The sequence below is a fragment of the Streptomyces sp. NPDC002265 genome, from assembly GCF_040296125.1.
Lineage (GTDB): Bacteria > Actinomycetota > Actinomycetes > Streptomycetales > Streptomycetaceae > Streptomyces.
The window spans coordinates 1-17,041 of record NZ_JBEOWS010000044.1 but is presented as its reverse complement, the minus strand read 5'-3'; the positions used below and the strand labels follow the sequence as shown (position 1 = coordinate 17,041).

At 68.6% G+C, this 17,041-nt stretch carries 12 protein-coding genes and 1 pseudogene; 6 read left to right on the top strand and 7 right to left on the bottom strand.

Translation table 11 applies throughout. From position 1 onward, the window contains the following. Window positions 1-3: 3 nt before the first annotated feature. A complete protein-coding gene (locus tag ABT085_RS10960; RefSeq protein WP_351604556.1) occupies window positions 4-2,592 on the bottom strand; it encodes a GmrSD restriction endonuclease domain-containing protein in 2,589 nt (862 codons plus the stop codon). Window positions 2,593-2,696: 104 nt separating this feature from the next. Between ABT085_RS10960 and ABT085_RS10955 the strand changes: the two genes are divergently transcribed. Next, the gene (locus tag ABT085_RS10955; protein ID WP_351604554.1) at window positions 2,697-4,874 is read left to right on the top strand and encodes a UvrD-helicase domain-containing protein; all 2,178 of its coding nucleotides are present in this window, start codon (window positions 2,697-2,699) and stop codon (window positions 4,872-4,874) included. A gap of 254 nt (window positions 4,875-5,128) precedes the next feature. Here the strand turns inward: ABT085_RS10955 and ABT085_RS10950 are convergent, their stop codons facing one another. Continuing rightward, on the bottom strand, window positions 5,129-7,954 hold the full coding sequence (locus tag ABT085_RS10950) for a helix-turn-helix domain-containing protein (RefSeq protein ID WP_351604552.1): 2,826 nt from the start codon (window positions 7,952-7,954) through the stop codon (window positions 5,129-5,131). A gap of 122 nt (window positions 7,955-8,076) precedes the next feature. Here ABT085_RS10950 and ABT085_RS10945 point away from each other — a divergent pair, with 122 nt between their 5' ends. Together ABT085_RS10945 and ABT085_RS10940 are read left to right on the top strand one after the other, a co-directional pair. Continuing rightward, the gene (locus tag ABT085_RS10945) at window positions 8,077-8,274 is read left to right on the top strand and encodes a hypothetical protein (RefSeq protein WP_351604550.1); all 198 of its coding nucleotides are present in this window, start codon (window positions 8,077-8,079) and stop codon (window positions 8,272-8,274) included. A 251-nt stretch (window positions 8,275-8,525) separates the two neighbouring features. After that, complete coding sequence (locus ABT085_RS10940) at window positions 8,526-9,668, top strand: EcsC family protein (protein WP_351604546.1); 1,143 nt, start codon at window positions 8,526-8,528, stop codon at window positions 9,666-9,668. A gap of 435 nt (window positions 9,669-10,103) precedes the next feature. Here ABT085_RS10940 and ABT085_RS10935 read toward each other — a convergent pair whose 3' ends face one another. Beyond that, window positions 10,104-10,880: a hypothetical protein gene (locus tag ABT085_RS10935; protein ID WP_351604544.1), complete on the bottom strand. Its 777-nt coding sequence runs from the start codon at window positions 10,878-10,880 to the stop codon at window positions 10,104-10,106. Between the two features lie 308 nt (window positions 10,881-11,188). On the opposite strand from ABT085_RS10935, the gene ABT085_RS10930 reads away from it, so the two are divergent. From ABT085_RS10930 to ABT085_RS10920, 3 genes and pseudogenes are all read left to right on the top strand, one after another. After that, window positions 11,189-11,812 carry a hypothetical protein gene (locus ABT085_RS10930; RefSeq protein ID WP_351604542.1) on the top strand — a complete coding sequence of 208 codons (624 nt, stop codon included), beginning with the start codon at window positions 11,189-11,191 and terminating at the stop codon, window positions 11,810-11,812. Further along, window positions 11,809-12,807 carry a nucleotidyl transferase AbiEii/AbiGii toxin family protein gene (locus ABT085_RS10925; RefSeq protein ID WP_351604540.1) on the top strand — a complete coding sequence of 333 codons (999 nt, stop codon included), beginning with the start codon at window positions 11,809-11,811 and terminating at the stop codon, window positions 12,805-12,807. The genes ABT085_RS10930 and ABT085_RS10925 overlap by 4 nt, the downstream gene beginning before the upstream one ends. Before the next feature lie 36 nt (window positions 12,808-12,843). After that, a pseudogene (locus tag ABT085_RS10920) lies at window positions 12,844-12,995 on the top strand (IS701 family transposase); the annotation flags it as partial. On the opposite strand, the gene ABT085_RS10915 reads toward ABT085_RS10920, so the two are convergent. The 4 genes from ABT085_RS10915 to ABT085_RS10900 form a co-directional block, all read right to left on the bottom strand. Beyond that, entirely contained in the window at window positions 12,986-13,156 is a 171-nt protein-coding gene (locus ABT085_RS10915) for a hypothetical protein (protein ID WP_351604579.1), read from the bottom strand. The pseudogene ABT085_RS10920 and the gene ABT085_RS10915 sit on opposite strands and share 10 nt — an antisense overlap. Before the next feature lie 20 nt (window positions 13,157-13,176). Further along, window positions 13,177-13,455 (bottom strand): hypothetical protein, encoded by a 279-nt coding sequence (locus tag ABT085_RS10910; RefSeq protein WP_351604538.1) that lies wholly within the window; start codon window positions 13,453-13,455, stop codon window positions 13,177-13,179. Between the two features lie 321 nt (window positions 13,456-13,776). After that, window positions 13,777-16,614 carry a tetratricopeptide repeat protein gene (locus tag ABT085_RS10905; RefSeq protein WP_351604536.1) on the bottom strand — a complete coding sequence of 946 codons (2,838 nt, stop codon included), beginning with the start codon at window positions 16,612-16,614 and terminating at the stop codon, window positions 13,777-13,779. 63 nt (window positions 16,615-16,677) lie between these two features. Beyond that, a partial coding sequence (locus ABT085_RS10900) for a transposase (protein WP_351604534.1) occupies window positions 16,678-17,041 on the bottom strand: 364 nt, incomplete at its 5' end.

The following is a 17,041-nucleotide window of genomic DNA, read 5'->3' as shown; positions in this document are numbered from 1 at the left end:
GTCTCAGGGCGCGACGGGAATGTCCTCCAAGGGGCGGCGTGCTTCGGCGAGAGCCACCGCGTGCACGAACCACTCGAGTACCGCGCAGAGTTCTTCGCTGTGAGCCGCGAAGACCTCAAGGGGGAAGGAGGGACGGAGGTCCAGTTTCGCCTCGGCGAGTTCGATGCCGTCGATGCTGTTCAACCGGGTCAGCAGTTCCCACCGCATCGGCTCGTCGTCGAACGGCGTGCGGCGCTTCAGGTGCTGGAAGACGACTTCGACCGTTCCCGTCACCGGGTAGAGTGCGATCGGCCACAGGGTGCGTGAGGCACGGGCGGTACCTGCCTCCACCATCGGGAAGCAACTGGTCTCGCTCGCCCTGCCGTAGGCACGGTGGCCGCCCTGCTGCTCCCAGAAAAGAAGCGCGCTCAGCACCCCGTCGACGGTCTGCTGTGTCTGGTTCTCCCTCAACTGGGCCTCGAACCGCGCGGCGGCTGCACGCTGTTCGTCGTCCGGTTCCTGTGTCGGGACCGACTCGCCTTCTTCCGAGGCGTCCTTGCCCAGGAGAATTCCCAGGTCTGCGGTGGTCAGCCGGTGGGAGCGGCCGGCGCGGCCCCCGCCGTCGAAGGGGACGCCTTCGGCCTCCAGCAGGTCCCGCGGATCACCTGAGTGCTGGTCGTCGGTCCAGCGAAATCCCGCAGAGACACGGCCGTCCGCCGTCAGGACGCGGTACGCGCCATGGACGCCGGACTTGGATGCCACGTAGTTGCCGACCGCGATGGCATGCGTGCCGATGAGCGCGCCGATGTCACCGTACGTCGTCCAGGTCCCTGACGGCATCGCGAGGAGCGCTTCCCGCAGCTCCTTCCACCCCGCCCACTCGTCATCCGCGTGGACCATGCCCTCCTCGGGTCCGGGCCACAACCGCACGGCCCGCTCGGCCAGGTCATCGGCGCGCGCCAGGATCTGGGCTCTGCCCCAGCGCTCCTCGGCCGCGATGTTCTGGTTCATCCGCAGGGCGCTGGAATCCAGGATCTCCTGCTTACGACGGAAGGGATGGTTCGACAGACGTGCGTTGTCCCCGGAGAGCGTCAGATTGCCCAGGGTGTGGACGAGGACGGCGTGGAGTTCCTCCGGGCTCTCGCCGTCCTCGGCCTCCTCGGCGAGCAGGTCGAACCACTGCTGCGCCGGGCTCTGCGGCAGCACGTGTTCCACCGTCAGTTTCGCCTTCGAGTAGTCGACCGGCTCGCTCGCGTTGTAGCTCTCCTCCAGTCGGCGCAGTACCTGGAACCGCTGGGTGCCACGGCCCGCCTTGTAGAAGGGGCGGGTTCGCACGGCCTCACGGAGCGAGGCGTCACCGGGCCACATGCGTGCGCCTGTCTTGTTCCTCGACAGGAAACGGCGCACGGCCTCGGCCACCGACTCTTCCTTGTCCAACTCCTTCGGAAGTTCCATGAAGACGCGGTTGTTGCCGGTGGTCGAGAGGCCGGCGAGCAGACGTCGCACCATGTAGCTCTCGGCGTACGCCAGCGCCACGGCCGCCTCCTGGGCTGTGGCACGGCCGCTGTCCACCAGGTCGAGCAGGTGAAGAGCCAGCGGGTAATGAGTCTGGCCACCCCATCGGGACAACCGCTCCAACACCTCGCGCAGGGCCGGATCGGGCTCCCGTGCGGGCTCCAGGATTCGCTTGAGCCGCCCGGCTCTTTCGGCCAGCGAGGCGATCTCGGCCTGGAGAGCCGCCTCGTCGTCGGCCAGCGGTTCCAGCCGCTTCTTCTGGTCCCTGTAGATGTCGCTCTGCTTGGCGCGGCTGTTGCCGGCCACGACAAGGTCGAGCCACACCAGCAGTTCCAGGTTGACGGGCCCGAGCAGTTCCTGCATGGGCAGCCACACATTGCGGTAGACGGACTCCCCGCGGGTCTTCAGGCACATGAAGAGGTAGTTGCGCAGCAGATCGCTCTGGCTCAGACCGACGCCCGTGTTGTTGATGGATTCGAAGATCCGGTAGACGTTGTCACCCTCGGCGGCAGTGATCGCAACGATCGACAGCAGGTTGCCGAGGACCCTTTCGACCGCGTCGACCCACTCCTCGCCCCCGTTCTCCTCTCCTTCGGTGAGGGCCGCGAGGAAGAACCGGTAGGAGGCGCCGATGTTTCCCGGACCGCCCGCCTTCGGCAGGGACTCCACGCACGCGACGAACGCCTCGCGATCAGCCTGGGTCGGCAGGAGCCGGTAGTGGTCCTCACCGTCCTGGTACCCGTTGACCAGCAGCAGATCGTGAATGCGGTCAGCCTTCTTGGCCGCCCCACGCTCGCGGTGGCGGTCCCTGAGCGCGGTGAAGGCGAGCATCAGAGTGGTGAGTCGCTGCTGTCCGTCGACGACCAGCCAGCGTTGCATTCCTCCTGCCGCGACCCGTTCAGGGGCCAGGACGACGGAACCCAGGAAGTGGGCAGCGGGCGGCCTGCCTTCCAACTGGTCCTCGGCCAACTCCTGCACGTCGTCCCACAACTGCTGGAGCTGCTCGCGCTGCCAGCTGTAGGTGCGTTGGTAGAGGGGGACCTGGAACTGCATCTCGCCCTGGACCAGCTTGCTGAACGTGATCTCCCGAGCGTGCACGCGCGTCCCTCTCCGCCAAGGTGTCCGGGGGCTAGTTCTTCATTGTTTCACCATCCGGGTACGGTGATCCAAAGAATCGACGGAGCGCGTGACCGGGGGCTGGGATGGCGACGCTGGGCATCCACAAGGACTTCCTGATGGAGTTCGCCAAGTTGGAGAAGCCCGTCCAAAAGCGCGTGCACGAAGTCTTCGACAAGTTCCGGGAGCACCGGCACGCGGGACTCCATCTCGAAAAGCTCGAGAAGGCCCGCGATCCCCGTATCCGGACCATCCGCATCAACCAGTTCATGCGCGGGGTCGTCCTGGCCCCCGAGTCCGGGGACAGCTTTCTGCTCCTGAAGGTGATGCCCCACGACGACGCCATCGCCTGGGCCGTCAAGCATCGGGCGACCGTCAACTCCGCCACGCAGGGCATCGAGCTGCGCGACGACGTCGCTCTCGAGCAGGCGACCGCCGGAGTGCGCGGGCTGCCCTCGCCGGCCGGTGAACCGCTCTTCGCTCACGTCTCGGACAAGGACCTGACCAGGTTGGGCATCGACGCCGACCTGCTCCCCCTGGTGCGGCACCTCAGCGAAGAGGCTCACCTCGACGCCCTGCACAAGATCCTCCCGGAGCAGCAGTACGACGTGCTGGCCGGTCTCGCCGCCCGGATGGAACCGGAGGACGTCTGGCGGGAGGTCGTGCTCGTCCAGCTGGAGCAGGCGTCTCTTCGTGCATCCCGGCAGGCCGCAGCGGGCAGCGAGCAGTCGGCGTCAGCCGTCGGCCAGGACGACCTCTCGGCCGCCATGGCTCGTTCGCAGGGCAGGATCGCTCTGGTGTCGGGACCCGACGAGCTGATGGAGATCCTGTCGCGGCCCTTCGACACGTGGCGGGTGTTCCTGCATCCGAGTCAGCGCAAGGTCGCCTACCGGCCGTCGTACAACGGCCCGGCACGGGTCCTCGGCGGCCCCGGTACCGGAAAGACCGTGGTCGCCCTGCACCGTGCCCTGCATCTGGCTCGACAGCTTCCGGCCGATGCGCCCGACGAGTCGATTCTGCTGACCACGTTCACCAGGGACCTCGCCGGCGACCTGCGCGGGAGTCTTGAGCTGCTCATTCCTGACGAGCGTCTGAGGGCGAAGATCCGCGTCACCAACGTGGACGCGCTCGCCAATCAGATCGTCCGGGAGAGCCGCAATGGCACCCCTCTGGCCATCGTCACCAGCCAGAAGGAGATCACGGCTCGCTGGGAGCGCATCGCCCGGAACTTGGGGATCGACTTCACCGACGTCTTCCTCGACCAGGAGTGGCGGCACGTCATACTCGCCCAGGACCTGCGCGCGCCCGAGACCTACCTCAAGGCGTCCCGCAGCGGACGTGGCACCCCGCTCGGCCCGTTGAAGCGCGCGCAGGTGTGGCGCGCTGTCGAAGCCTTCGTCAGCGAACTACGAAAGACGGACGAGTGGACCTTCCTGCAGGTGTGTGCTGAAGCGGCTCGGCTTCTGCAGGCACGTGGGGACGAACGGCCTTACCGTCATGTGGTGATCGACGAGGCGCAGGACCTGCATCCAGCCCAGTGGCGGATGCTGAGGGCTCTGGTCCCGTCCGGCCCCGACGACCTGTTCATCGCCGGTGACACGCATCAGCGCATCTACGGCAACAAGGTGTCGCTGCGCAGCCTCGGCATCTCGGTCACGGGCCGCTCCACCCGTCTGCGCATCAACTACCGGACCACACAGGAAATCCTCGCCTGGTCCACCGAGCTGCTCGCGGGCCGGCACGTCGACGACATGGACGGAGGCGACGAGTCGCTGATCGGTTATCGATCTGCCTTCCACGGCGCTGCTCCGCACATGAGCGGCGCGGAGACCAAGTCCGACGAACTCTTCGATCTGGTGGCTCAGGTCAAGGAGTGGAACAGCGCCGGCGTCTCTCCTCGCGAGATAGGGGTTGCGGTGCGGTACATCCAGCTGGGCAAGGAGGTCGCCCGATCCCTGGAGGAAGCCGGTGTGCCGGCCACAGTCCTGAGCGGGGCATCGGCAAGCGGTGACGGAGTCCGGATCGGCACGATGCATCGTATGAAGGGACTGGAGTTCCGCTGCATGGCCGTCGTCGGCGTCAACGACGGCATCGTCCCTATGAACAGCGCTGTCACTGCGGAGGACATCGACCCTCAGCAGCACCAAGAGGACGTCATGGGCGAGTTGAGTCTGCTCTTCGTGGCATGCACGCGGGCTCGAGAGGCACTGCGGGTGTCCTGGCACGGGCAGCGCAGCGCGTTCCTCGACAAGTCCGCTTCATGAGAAGGGGTGGGACGCGTCGGGATCACGCCTGTGTTCCTTCGGACCTGCCCGGGCAAGCATGGCCGCTGGAGGTTGATCTGCGTCCTGGACGACGGCCATGAGACCTCGTTGAAGGAACGCCACTGGTCACGAGACCGTGGGCAGCCGATCTGATGGCCGGGCAGCGCCGCCCTCGACGACCGTGAGGGCCATGTCCCGACCGCGCCGGTTCGTCTCGGTGCGGCGGCTGTCCGTGCCTGTGCCACAGCTGGCGATCACTGCCACGGCGGTGTGGGCCGTCCGTCCGGGTCCAGACCATCGGGCCACCATGCACCGAAAGCTGCCCCTCCAGGAGGCATGTCGCGCGCTCTGCCGCGGTCGGCGACCTGACGGTAGAGGTTCTCGGCACCCTCCCGGTCCCCTGCCTTCTCCCGCAATCGGCCCAGGCGGTAGAGAGGGTCGGGGTTGCCGCGGTCGGCGGCCAGCCGGGCGAGGTTCTCTGCGTCTTTCGGGTCCCCCGCCTGCTCCCGCAGGGCGGCCAGGAAGTGCAGGGCGAAGCTGCTGCCGTGTTCGGCGGCCTGCTGGTAGAGGTTTTCAGCACTCTCCCGGTCCCCGGTCCTTTCCCGCAAGCGGCCCAGGCGGCTCATCCCCTCGGGATTGCCGTCGTCTGCGAGCTGACGGGCAAGGGTCTCAGCGCCTTCCCGGTCCCCGGCCCTCTCCCGCAAGGTGACCAGGCGGGGCAGACCGGCGGACTTGCCGCGGTCGGCGGCCTGCCGGTAGAGGTTCTCCGCGCCCTCCCCATCCCCTGCCTGCTCCCGCAAACCAGCCAAGGGGAAAAGTGCTTCGGTGCTGCCGTGGTCGACGGCCTGCCGGTAGAGCCTCTCGGCACCCTTGCCGTCCCCGGCTTTCTCTCGCAACCGGCCCAGGCGGTAGAGGGCTTCGGTACTGCCATGGTCGGCGGCCTGCTGATAGAACCTCTCGGCACCCTTGCCGTCCCCGGCCTCCTCTCGCATCAGCGCCAGGCTGTACAGGACTTCAGGCCTGCCGCAGTCGGCGGCGCGCCGGGCGAGGATTTCAGCGCCCTTCCAGTCCCCCACCATCTCCCGCATCGTAACCACGTCGCGTAGGGCGTCGGGGTCGCCGTAGTCGGCGGCCCGCTGGTAGAGCCTCTCGGCGCCGTCATGGTCTCCCCTCTGCTGTCGGATCACGGCCAGGCAGTACAGGGCACCGTCGCTGGCATGGTCAGCGGCCAGCTCGTAGAGGCTCTCGGCACTGGCCTGGTCCCCGGACTGCTCCCGCAACATGGCCACGCGGCACAGAACGGTGGTGCTGCCGTGGTCGGCGGCCAGCCGGGCCAGGACTTCAGCGCCCTCGTAGTCCCCGACCTCCTCCCGCAACTCGGCCAAGTCCTGCAGAACGCCGATGTTTGCATGGCCGGCGGCCTGGCGGGCAAGGTCGTCGGCGCCCTCCCTGTCACTCGCTCCCTCCCGCAATACGGCCAAGTGGAAAAGGACATCGGTATCGCCGAGGTCGGCCGCCCGTCGGTAGAGGTTCTCAGCCTCCTCCCGGTCCCCCACGTCCTCCCGCATCGCGGCCAGTGCACACAGGGCGCTGACGCTGCCGTGGTCGGCGGCACGGCAGCGAAGGTGGTGGGCCCACTGCAGGCGGTGTCGGTCCTCGGCGGCCTCGACGAGCTCGTCCAAGTCGTCCGGGTGGGTGAGGCGGGTGTAGGCGGCGTGCCAGAAGGAGGCCGGCGGGCACAGGGGGCTGCGGGTGGTGCGGCCGTGCTGTTCGAGGTAGTCGGCGAGCCGGAGCATCGACCCTGCGGGTGCCGGCCGCGGGGGGTCGGCGGGCGGGGAGGGCGACGGTGGTCGTCGCCGCGGCCGGGGTGTGGTGCTGTGCAGGGGGGCCTGTCTGCCGTGCACCGGTTCGGCGAGTTCGGCGAAAGCCTGCTCCGCCCAGTCGTCGGTGAGCCGGTCGTACTCGTGGTCGGTGAAGTAGTCGGATGCGGCGTCGACGAGGAAAGCCTTCGGCAGGTGGAGGCCGACGCCGAGGCGGCGGGCATCCATTGCCGCTTCCAGCACTGCCCTGGCGGCGGGGGTCGCACGTTCGTAGCGGTGAAGGAGTTCGGGTGCGCCAGCCAGGTCCTGGGCCAGGCGCCCGTCGGCCCCGACACGGGTGAGGGCATCCGTCAGCAGCCGGTCGCCGTCATCGGCAAGGGCTTTGGCCGTCGCCAGGGCCTGAGCGTCGAACGTCTCGGGGATGCTCAGGGTGTGGCCGGACAGCAGTTCCCGGGTCCGGCTGTACGGGTCGTGCCGCTCCGATGACGGCAAGGCGGTGTATCGGGTGTCGTACTCGGGCCAGAGGGTGCCCAGTACAAGCACGGGGCCACGTTCTGCAGTGGTGAGCAGAGTCTGGAGTGCGGCGGCAATTCGTTCGCCGGTTTCCCGATGACCAAGGTAGTGCTGGGCTTCGTTCAGCCACACCACGGTGCGCGACCGGACACGGTGCAAGTCCTCCAGGGCGGCCTCGGCGCGGGTCGGGTCGAAGGGATGCCACAGCCGCCAGCCCTTCTCCGCAAGCGGCTGCACGGCCTCCCAACAGGCTCGGGTCTTCCCGGTCGACGAGGTACCCACCAGGACGACGATCCGACTGCGGCCGGCCACCACATCCTTGACGACCTCCGCCAGCACACGGTCGTGGTCACGCCGCACGTACCCGGGCAGCGGCCGGGAACCGGGCCCTTCGGAGCCGTCGACTGCCTTGCTGTGCCAGGCCGGATGAATCTCCAGATCATGCGGGTCCCACTCCGTGATCAGCCTTCCGAGCCCCGGCCGGTCATGGACCCCGCTACGGGCCGCCTCCCGCTGCAGCAACAGCAGCTTCTCGCCGGGCAGCTTCAAGGCTTGGGCCAGTGCGGCCACGGTCTCTGCGGAGGGGAGCGGCCCATCGGTCTGGAATGCCTGCGACACCGTCGTGCGTCCCAGCCCCGCACGTCCGGCCAGAGCCGTCTTGCTCAGCCGCATGCGGGCCAGACCGCCGCTCAGCATCCCGCGCAGTTCGGTGAGTGCCGGATTGTGGCCGTTGTGCTCGTCGCGCACGTGCTTGCCCCCGGACCGTGATGTGTTCGCCGGTGTTCATCTTCGTCCCGGCGAACCCCGGCGAACACCATTTCCGCGACCTTTATCCACGTCAACGCCCCTTCGTGTACCGGGAGTCTGCCGTGACCGTCGCCGTCGTCCTCCTCGCCACCGCTCTCGTGATCGTCGTCGCACTGCTGGCCGCCGCCGGCGCAGGCAAACTCGCCCGCATGGACGGCGCGACCTACCCCACCGCACTCACTCGCGCCGCCGTCGCCTTCGCTGCGGTCATCACCCTCGCCGCCACCACAACCGGCGTCTTCGCCACCCTCCTGACCTGACCACCATGAATCTGGGGCAGGCTCGCGTGATGGAGACCCTGACTGCGGCCTGTGCGACTGTCCCGCCGACATGGCGTGTTTCGGCAGACGCGTGACGCGACAGCAGCACTCACGCCGACCACAAGACGGGTGAGCACATTTCCCTCACGAAAACGTGCAACCTTTTTCACATCCGGGGTGTCCGCTCTGTGTGTACGCACACCGGCGCCTGCTGCAGGCAGCCCCGACCCCGCACAGGAGCGCCACCGGCCATGAGTGACCCGCAGCAGCCCGAGCGGCTGCCCTCCGACTACGAGCTCCAAGCATGGCGTGCCGTCCAGGAGTTCAGGCACCGCCCGCTGTCACGGGCGATGAGAAACGCCGGCGAGCACATGGCCCAGGGCGTCGCGGAGGTCGGCAAGCGTGCCACGAAGCATCTGGAGAACCACCCCCGGGCCAAGGCGGCAGTCTCCCGTGGACAGCAGTTCGTCGCCAAGGGCGCGCAGAAGGTCGGCGCCGGCGCTCGCGGAGCCGCCGACGCCCTGCCCGACTGGAGCGGCACAGCCGCCCAGTCCATACGGCGGACGCTGGCACGCATCTCGCGGGCAGGCCTGTCCTCCAAGCGTGTGGTGGCCCTGCACGAGAAGCGCGGGCACGACGTGGCCTCGCTGTCCGATGTGCGCCGCCTCGATCTCGAACAGGTCGATGCGGTCCGCGGGCGGGCGGCGATTTGGTATTTCCCGGCCGCCGCGGCGCTCTCGGGAGCCGGTGCGGGGCTGGTGATCTCCGGAGGGCAGCTCGTCATCGCCGCCTCCGCGGGTGCCGCGGCAGCCCCAGGCGGAGGTGCGATCACCGGTGCGTTCGTCGCCGACACCGCGTTCGTCCTCGGGCTCGCCTCCCGCGCCGTCGGCCAGGTCTCGCTGTTCTACGGCTACGACCCCGAGGAGCCTGCCGAGAAGCTGTTCGTGATGTCGGTCGTCAACCTCGGCACGGCCAGTTCGGCCACCGCCAAGAACGCCGCGATGGCCGACCTCTCGCGGCTCACCCAGGCACTCTTCCGCGGCAAGACGTGGGAGGTCCTGAACGAGACGGTGGTCGCCAAGGTCTCCTCGCAGTTCGCGAAGGCGTTCAACTTCCGCCTCACCAAGAAAGGACTCGGTAAGGCCGTGCCCGCGGTCGGGATCGTCGTGGCAAGCACCCTCAACTGGGCCACCCTGGAAGGCATAGTCGACGCCGCCGACATGGCCTACCGACGACGCTTCCTGCTGGAGAAGTACCCCCACCTCGCCGGCGAGGAGACAGCCGGGGCGTTTCCCGAGGCCGGCCCGGGCATCCCGGACGACACCGATGACGCCGACGAGGAAATCAGCCTGCTCGACGAGATAGCCGCAGCAGGCGGACCCGACCTCCACTGACCTCGTGTCCCGGCGGTGGACGATCCCACACCACCGCCGGGGACGCGGCAGCCCCGGCTCGCGCAACGGACACGCAGAACAACCCCGGACCTTCCCCGGCCGACTCCGCGCAGCCAAGCACTTCGCTTTCGACCGCACCACTTTCCGCCTTCGCCGGAACCGGCTCCAGCCCGACAGCCGCAGCGAGTTGTCGACCATCCATCGCCTCCCTGCACGCCCCGCTCCCGCTCGCCACTACGTCCATGAACATCGCCGCCTGCACCCCTGCACCGTCATCAACCTCAACGGCCTCCCCAACCCCATGGATCCACCAACAGCAGCCCCAGCACCCCGGCCGCCGTCGAAGGGCTGGAGGCAAAGCTCCCGGTGCCGGCCGCCCTGCGATGAGCGACAGTGCGGCGGGCCGGCCTGTGCGTTCTCCGGCCGCCGGCCCATCTACGCCCGAAGCCTGCGGACCAGGTTGTCGTCCGTCACCTCGTACACGTCAACGCGCAGCATCCTGCGGATGTGGCCGGGAACCCGTTCGGCTGCCTTGACGGACGAGGACGGCACAACCAGTGCGTAGCGGATCTTGAGTTCCTGGCTCGTCATGCGGCGCAGCAGCTGGCCGTAGGCGATGTCGGCGTCGATGCCCCTGTCGCTGGTGCGGCCTTTGGCCTCGCAGATCAGCCGCTCGTCGCCACGCACGGCTTCGAGGTCGGTCCAGCGGTCGGTGGGATCGATCGGCGTCCAGCCTTCGCTGAGCAGCCACGTGCGAAAGGCATCGGTCACGCGGTCCTCGTCGCTGGCGCGTGCAAGGATCTTTTGCAGCGCCGTCAGGTCGGCCTCCCTGTTGCGGCGCAGCCGTCCTCGTCCGTCCGCGTCGAGGTCGGCCGGGCGGATCACGACCAGCCGCAGTCCGTGAGCGGGAATCTCGGCCTCACGGCGGGCGTCGTACAGGGCTCGCTGCTCGCCCCGATGGACACCGCTGACGGTGAGCTTGTCCGGCTTGTCGAAGTGAGGTATCGGCTGGTCGTGTTGGAGTTCGCGGTATTCGACCACGAGTTGGTGGCCGGGCCAGAAGGCGTCGACGGGCAGTTTCGCGCGTCGGCCGTTTTGCCCGGGATCCCCGAGCAGCCAGTCGAACGTGTGCTGAGGTGAGGCTGTCTCACGAAGGAGTTCATTGCACAGGCCGACTACGTATGCCTCGTCGCTGTCGTCTCGTCTTCCCATGAGCGCGCATCATGTCAGGCGCAGCCTTCATGATGCTCAGCCTCGGCAACCTGCGCGCTGCAGGGCACCCCGGCGGTGTCGAGGCTGTGAGCGTGGGTGGTGTCCTCGAAGACGGAGGTCGCGGCAGCGTCGCGCGTGGGCATGTACAGGTGGGCAGCGAGGCCCCTCTCTCACGACGGGTCCTGCCTTGCCTGGCGGTAGTCTCACTGGTCGCCGCGCGCCCGGACGGCGGTCGCGATCCTCCCAGCCGACGCCAGCGTGTCTCAATTGATTGGGCGTCAGCGGTCGTGGTCTGGCAAGATCCGCGAGTGTCCGCTTCCCTGTACGAATCGCATGTGACGGTCCACTGCGCCGACCCCGACGAGTGGGTGCGGCTGCAGCGGTGGGCGGCCTCGGGTGGTCTGAAGGTGACGCATATCGTCCTGGCGCGCGGCCGGATGCGCGATCAGCCCATGCTCACACTGTCCGGTTCCTCGTCCTACGTTAAGCAGGCCGAGCAAGTGCGAGACATCGTGGCCGGGCTTCGTGCAGACAATTTCGAGCCGGTACGGGTCAAGGCCGAGTGCACGCCATGGGCCGCGGAGGTGCCGGCTCGGCTCGGCGATGACGACGAAAGGTATTTCGAGCATCACGTGAAGCTGCTGCTCGAAGCAGACACGGACCTGGCCGCGCTCGCAGCCCGGGTGGTGCCGCACGGCGCCCATCTGTCGTGGAACGCCCTACGGGTGCGGGCTGGCGCCCGGCACGAGCGGTTCGTGACACAGCGGTGCCGCACAGTGGACGCTGACGGGGCGGGGCGAGCGCTGGAGCACTTGCTGACAGACCTGGGAGACTTCGTGGTCCTGGGCGTGGAGCGGGAGTTCGTGCTCTTTGACAGTGATCTGTCCGTGGACGACGGTTGGATCGAGGAACCTGTGGGGGTACGGACATGAGCGGGACGGCGTGGGACCAGTTCGGCTGGCGGAGCACCGAGCTGCCCCGGGAACCGCTGGACGAGGCCACCCGCAGGGCGGAGGACCTGCCGAAAACGCTGCAGTGGGTGCCAGGGGACGACGTGGTGCAGCAGGCCGTCTTCGACCCGTCGCTGAAGCACCATCAGAACGCCTACCGCGCGACCGACCCGCGGTTTGGGGATCCGGCGCGGGGCGAGGCGTGGCGGGCGGCCCGGCGGCGGGCCCTGTACCTGGTGCTGGACGCGGTCGCCGCGTCGCAGTGGGTGGATGCACTGGTGCTCAGGGGCAGCGTGCTGATGTCGGTGTGGTTCTCGGACGCCGCCCGCGAACCTGGTGACCTGGACTTCGTCGTCGTCCCTCACACCTGGCGGATCGACGACGATCGCACGGACCGGATGCTGCGCGAGATCGCTGAAGCGGCACAGACGCTGGCCGACGCGCGTGGAGGCGAGGTCGCAATCTCGGCGCAGGGCGCGGTAGTCGAGGACATCTGGACCTACGACCGGGTGCCTGGCTGCCGAATGGTGCTGCCGTGGGTCGCACCCGGGCTGCCGGGCGGCCATGTCCAGCTCGACTTCGTATTCAACGAGCACCTGCCCGAAGCACCCGAGCCGACCGAACTGCCGGGCGGCACGGTCGTGCAGGCGGTCACGCCGGAACTGTCCCTGGCCTGGAAGCTGATGTGGCTGGTCAGTGACGCGTACGCGCAGGGCAAGGATCTGTACGACGCCGTGATGCTGGCCGAGCGGCATCCGCTCCACTACGAACTGCTGCACGAGGTCTTCCGGCTGTCCGGCGAGTGGCCGTATCCGCACCGCGAGCGGATCCTCCTCGAGGATGTGGCGGAGGCTGTCGGGCAGGTGGAATGGAACCACTTCGTCACCGAGTACCCGCAATACAGGGATGCCGAGCGGGAGTACGCGGACCGGCTCGTGCGGGCTGTGACAAAGACGTTCCAGGGATCCGTCGGCTGATCCGGACTCACAGCGCGGACCAGCCGACGGCCCGCGCAGGAATGTGGCCTGACGACTACCAAGTTCGCCGCCATCCAGGCCGGCACCGCCACATGACCCTCGCCATGGCCGCCCACGCCTGCCTGACCGTCCTGCGCGCCCGCCAGCTGGATACGGAGAAGGCACAAACGGATCCTCCCTACCGCTCCGCGGAGATGGCGACCGGCGTCTGCTTCACGGCGCGCAGGAACAGCCTGAAACCGAGGTCGGCGTCGGCCTCGGCGGCCACGCGTTCCAGCGCGGGCCCGACGTCCGCGCCGGCCAGCCGGTCCGACACGGCTCTGACCTCGGCGCACACGGTCTGACTCATCGCCGGTTCGTCCACCGTGATCAGCGGGATGTGCCGTCGGGGAATGCGTCGCCGGGAGAGGAACCGGCGCTCTCCCGGGCGATCCGGTCTTCGGCCGACGCCACGATCAGGCGGAGCAGGCCGAGGACGTCCGCCCCGGGATCCCGGCCTCCTGCTGCGGCGCGCCACACCGTGCGCAGGGTCTCGGCCGCAAGGCGCGAGTCCAGCAGCAGGCGGGCGTCGTCCTGGAGGGCACCGGCGTCGTAGGCGTCCCCGTCCGGCGCCACCGGTGCCGGATCCGCTCCGAGCCTCGCGGTCAACAGGCTGATCCCTAAGTCCTCCTCGAATCTCCAATAGCGTGCTTCCCGTGCTTCCCGTGCTTCCCGTGCTTCTTGCATGAGTTCCTCGTGGGGCGTCGGAACGGGCGGGGCGGAAGAGTGGATCCGGACGTGAGCGGTGCCGGCGTCCAGGGTGTCGGCTGCGCAGTCAATGCCGGAGCGCGTGACCGCGGTACACGGCGCGCAGCGCGCGGACTCCTCCAGGAGGAACTCTTTGTCGAGATCTTGTCCGGTCCCCGGCCGCGCCGAAGAGGAGCGTGCCCGTCTTCCCGCGCAGGCGGATGTCGCGGTTCGTGTTCCTCTTCAGTTCCTGGCCCTCTCGAGCTCCTCTCGAAGCCGGCCGAGCACGGCAGCCAGTTGCTGGGTTTCGACAGGCACTGCGCGCCTGAGATCTTCCAGATCGTCTAGAGCTTCTATGACCTGGTGGGGTGAGGGCGCGTGAGACAGGAAGGCCTCCAGCTGGCTCTCGGCGCGGTCCCAGTCAGGAAGCCCGCACAGTGCTACCAGGAGGTTGCTGCGTGCCAGGTCGCTCGCTTCCTCTTCCGCGGCCTGCTCTTCGAAGATCTCCAGGGCCCTGCGCCACCGCTGGGGCTCTTGTGCCGCTCCGGTCAGGCGCATGACAAGGGCGCTCTGGTAGTGAAACCATCCGCGTTCCGGGCGCAGCGCGATGGCGTGTTCAAGGTCGGCGAGGGCCTTCGCGTGGTGCCCCAGAGCGCGGTGCGCCTCTCCGCGCCAGCAGTGCGGCCACGCGGTGTCCGGTTGCAGCGCGAGTGAGTGGTCGAGGTCGGTGATGGCGGCTTGGGCGTGTCCGAGGGTGAGGTGGACGTCCCCGCGGACGGCATAGGCCCAGGCGTAGTCGGGATCCAGGGTGAGGGCGTGGGAGAGGTCGTCCAGGGCCGTCTGGTGCTGACGCATGCGGTGGTGGACCTGGCCCCGGAATGCCAGGGCGCGGGCGCTGCGGGGGTCGATGTCGAGGGCCTGGTCGAAGTCCGCGAGGGCGGCCTCGTAGTGCCGCAGATCTTGTCGTGCGGCGCCGCGGTTGATCCGGTGCAGGGGCTGGTCGGGAGCAAGTCTGATGGCGTGGTCGAAGTCTGCGAGGGCGGCTTGGTGGTGGCGCAGGCTGCGGTGTGCGTGGCCTCGTCCTGCGTGGGCGCGGGCCAGGGTCGAGTCCAGGCTCAGGGCGGTGGTGTAGTCCTCGATTGCCTGGTGGTGGCGGCCGCTCAGCCGGTGGTCCTGGCCGCGGAGTGTGTAGGCGAGGGCCTGTGCCGGCTTCTCCAGGCCGGGCAGTGTCAGCAGGGTTGTGAGTGTTTCTCTCTCCCGGGACGGCTGGGATGCGAGTTCCAGGAGACGTTGTCCGGTCAGGGTGAGGTGGTGGGTGTCGGAGTCCTGGCCTGCTCGGACAAGGAGTTGGGCCCAGCGGCGCACTGATTCCGCGCTGTGCGCGCAAGCACGGATGATGTCGTGAAGTGCTTCCGGGAGGGCGGAGGGGGTGTGGGCGCAGAGGCGGTGGTAGGTCTCGTTCAGCCGGTGGTCGCGCCACACGGGGTCGTCCCAGAGGCGGTGGAGGGTGAGCCGTTGCTCCTGCTCGCGGCGCCATGTGGTGAAGGCCGCGGCCAGCTGGGTGTGCCGACGGCGCCAGTCGACAGGAGAGCGCAGGCGTTGCAGGCGCAGCATCGATGAGCGAATCACGTCGTGATAGCCGTAGGTGCCTGACCGGTGCGTGAGGAAGGGGAGTTCTCTCAGGCGATTCAGTCCGTCGCCGCCAGCTGGCGCGAGGATGCGGGAAATGTCGTCGTTGAGCCGCAGGGGCAAGGCGCAGGCGAGGATCATGTCGCGGTGGACGGGGTCCCTCTCCCACTTCAGGAAGCGCTCGACCGCGGTGTCCGATGGATCATCGACGGCGTCCATGTCCTGCGGGCGGTTTCGTGCGAGCGCGTCCAGCAGCACCGGCAGCCGTCCCGACAGGCTCAGTACGAGCTGGGTCACCCGCTCGTCGGACACTCCGTGGGCGGCAAGCAGGGTCCGCGCCTCGTCCTCGGTGAACGGCTCGAGGGGAATCTCGGTGACGAGGTCGAGGCTGTCCGCCCAGCATGCCGGGTCGAGGCGGCCCTGACCACAGAGCACAGCCTGGACGTTGACGGGCACGGTCCCGTACGCCTCGTTGACCAGGGCATCGCGCAGCCACGTGTCCAGGAGCGGCGCGGTGCGCTCGTAGGTGTCGAAGAAGAGCACCACCCACGGCCTTCGTTCAGCCACGCTGCCAAGGTCCGCGAGAAAGGGCGGGGTGAGCATCTCCAACGGCGAGAGCACCAGCCGGGTGTCCTCGTGGCTGCGCAGTCTGTTGCCGACCGCCGCGCGCGCCCGGTCCAGGCCGGCAGCAACCTGTTCCGGACGAATCACGCCGCTGAACGCGCCGACGCCGGGAACGAGCGACAGGCCCGCCATCCCGATTTGAGCGGTAAGGGCGCTGACCGGGGACGGCTCCAGGGCGGCACCAGGGCCGTCACCGTCCGGCAGCAGCCCCGCCATGGCCGCCTCGGCCTCATGACACTTCTGCCGGTAGTGGCTCAGCTGCTTGTCGAACGCTTTCAGCGGGCAGCCCTGCCGCGCCAGCCGAGAACTGATCGCCTCCATCGCCTCGAGCGCACTGACCGCCTCCTCCCCCACAACAGCGGTGACCGCGCCCTCCTCCCGTGCCACTGCCTCCCACCGCCGGATCAGGGTCGACTTGCCCACACCGGCAAGACCGTGGACGTGAAAGAGGAACTGATACGCCTCACTGTTCGGGTCCCGGGCGAGGTTCTCTCGGAACACCGCCAGTTCGTGCCGCCGCCCGACAAACCCCCTGCTGCGCCGCCGGCGGATGAGTTCCTGCCGCGACACCGCCTCCTGCCCCATGCCAGCCTCCCCCAAGAACTGGCTTACAGAGTGTCGTAGTGAGAGCAGACCCCACAACGGCAGGCGCACGCGCAGGACCCCGCCGGTGCATCCCGGAGCATGCAACGCCGGCAGACACGGCACCCCGACACGTCCTGCCGCCCCGGCAGACGAGCGCTGCACAACGCCGGCAGCAGCGACCAAAGCCTCCCCGACCGCCCCCTCACACACAACGAAGTCCCCCAACCGCGCTGTCGTCGCCATCTCCGTCATCGAAGCCGAAGGCCATCCGGGGCGTGCAAGCGTCCTTGCGCAAGTCCCCGGTTCTCACCGGATGCCGACCCGGTCTTCGAAGAACAGCGCGAACGCGTCGAGGGCGCCCTTCCAATGTGCTGCCACACGGCTGATGCCGCACGCCTTGGGCCCGACCAGTTCCCGGACTGCGAGGTAGAGCACCTTCAACACGGCCCGACCGCAGGGCAAGCGGCCCCGGCTGCGGGTGGACTTCCGCCAGCGGGCGTCGACCGACTCGACCGCGCTGGTGCTGCAGACGACCGTCCCCATCCCGGCCGGGAATGCCAGGCAGGGCGTGAACTCCCTCCAGGCCGCCTGCCCGCGCGGGCCTTGCACGCCCGGCTCGGCGGGGAGGACACCGTATTGAGCTCTGCATCCGGCCACCGTCGACGCAACA

Excerpts from the sequence above, each read along its gene's own strand:
- ABT085_RS10955 (WP_351604554.1), top strand. The coding sequence starts at position 2,697 with ATGGCGACGCTGGGCATCCACAAGGACTTCCTGATGGAGTTCGCCAAG.
- ABT085_RS10940 (WP_351604546.1), top strand. The coding sequence starts at position 8,526 with ATGAGTGACCCGCAGCAGCCCGAGCGGCTGCCCTCCGACTACGAGCTC.
- ABT085_RS10935 (WP_351604544.1), bottom strand. The coding sequence starts at position 10,880 with ATGGGAAGACGAGACGACAGCGACGAGGCATACGTAGTCGGCCTGTGC.
- ABT085_RS10925 (WP_351604540.1), top strand. The coding sequence starts at position 11,809 with ATGAGCGGGACGGCGTGGGACCAGTTCGGCTGGCGGAGCACCGAGCTG.
- ABT085_RS10915 (WP_351604579.1), bottom strand. The coding sequence starts at position 13,156 with ATGAGTCAGACCGTGTGCGCCGAGGTCAGAGCCGTGTCGGACCGGCTG.
- ABT085_RS10905 (WP_351604536.1), bottom strand. The coding sequence starts at position 16,614 with ATGGCGACGACAGCGCGGTTGGGGGACTTCGTTGTGTGTGAGGGGGCG.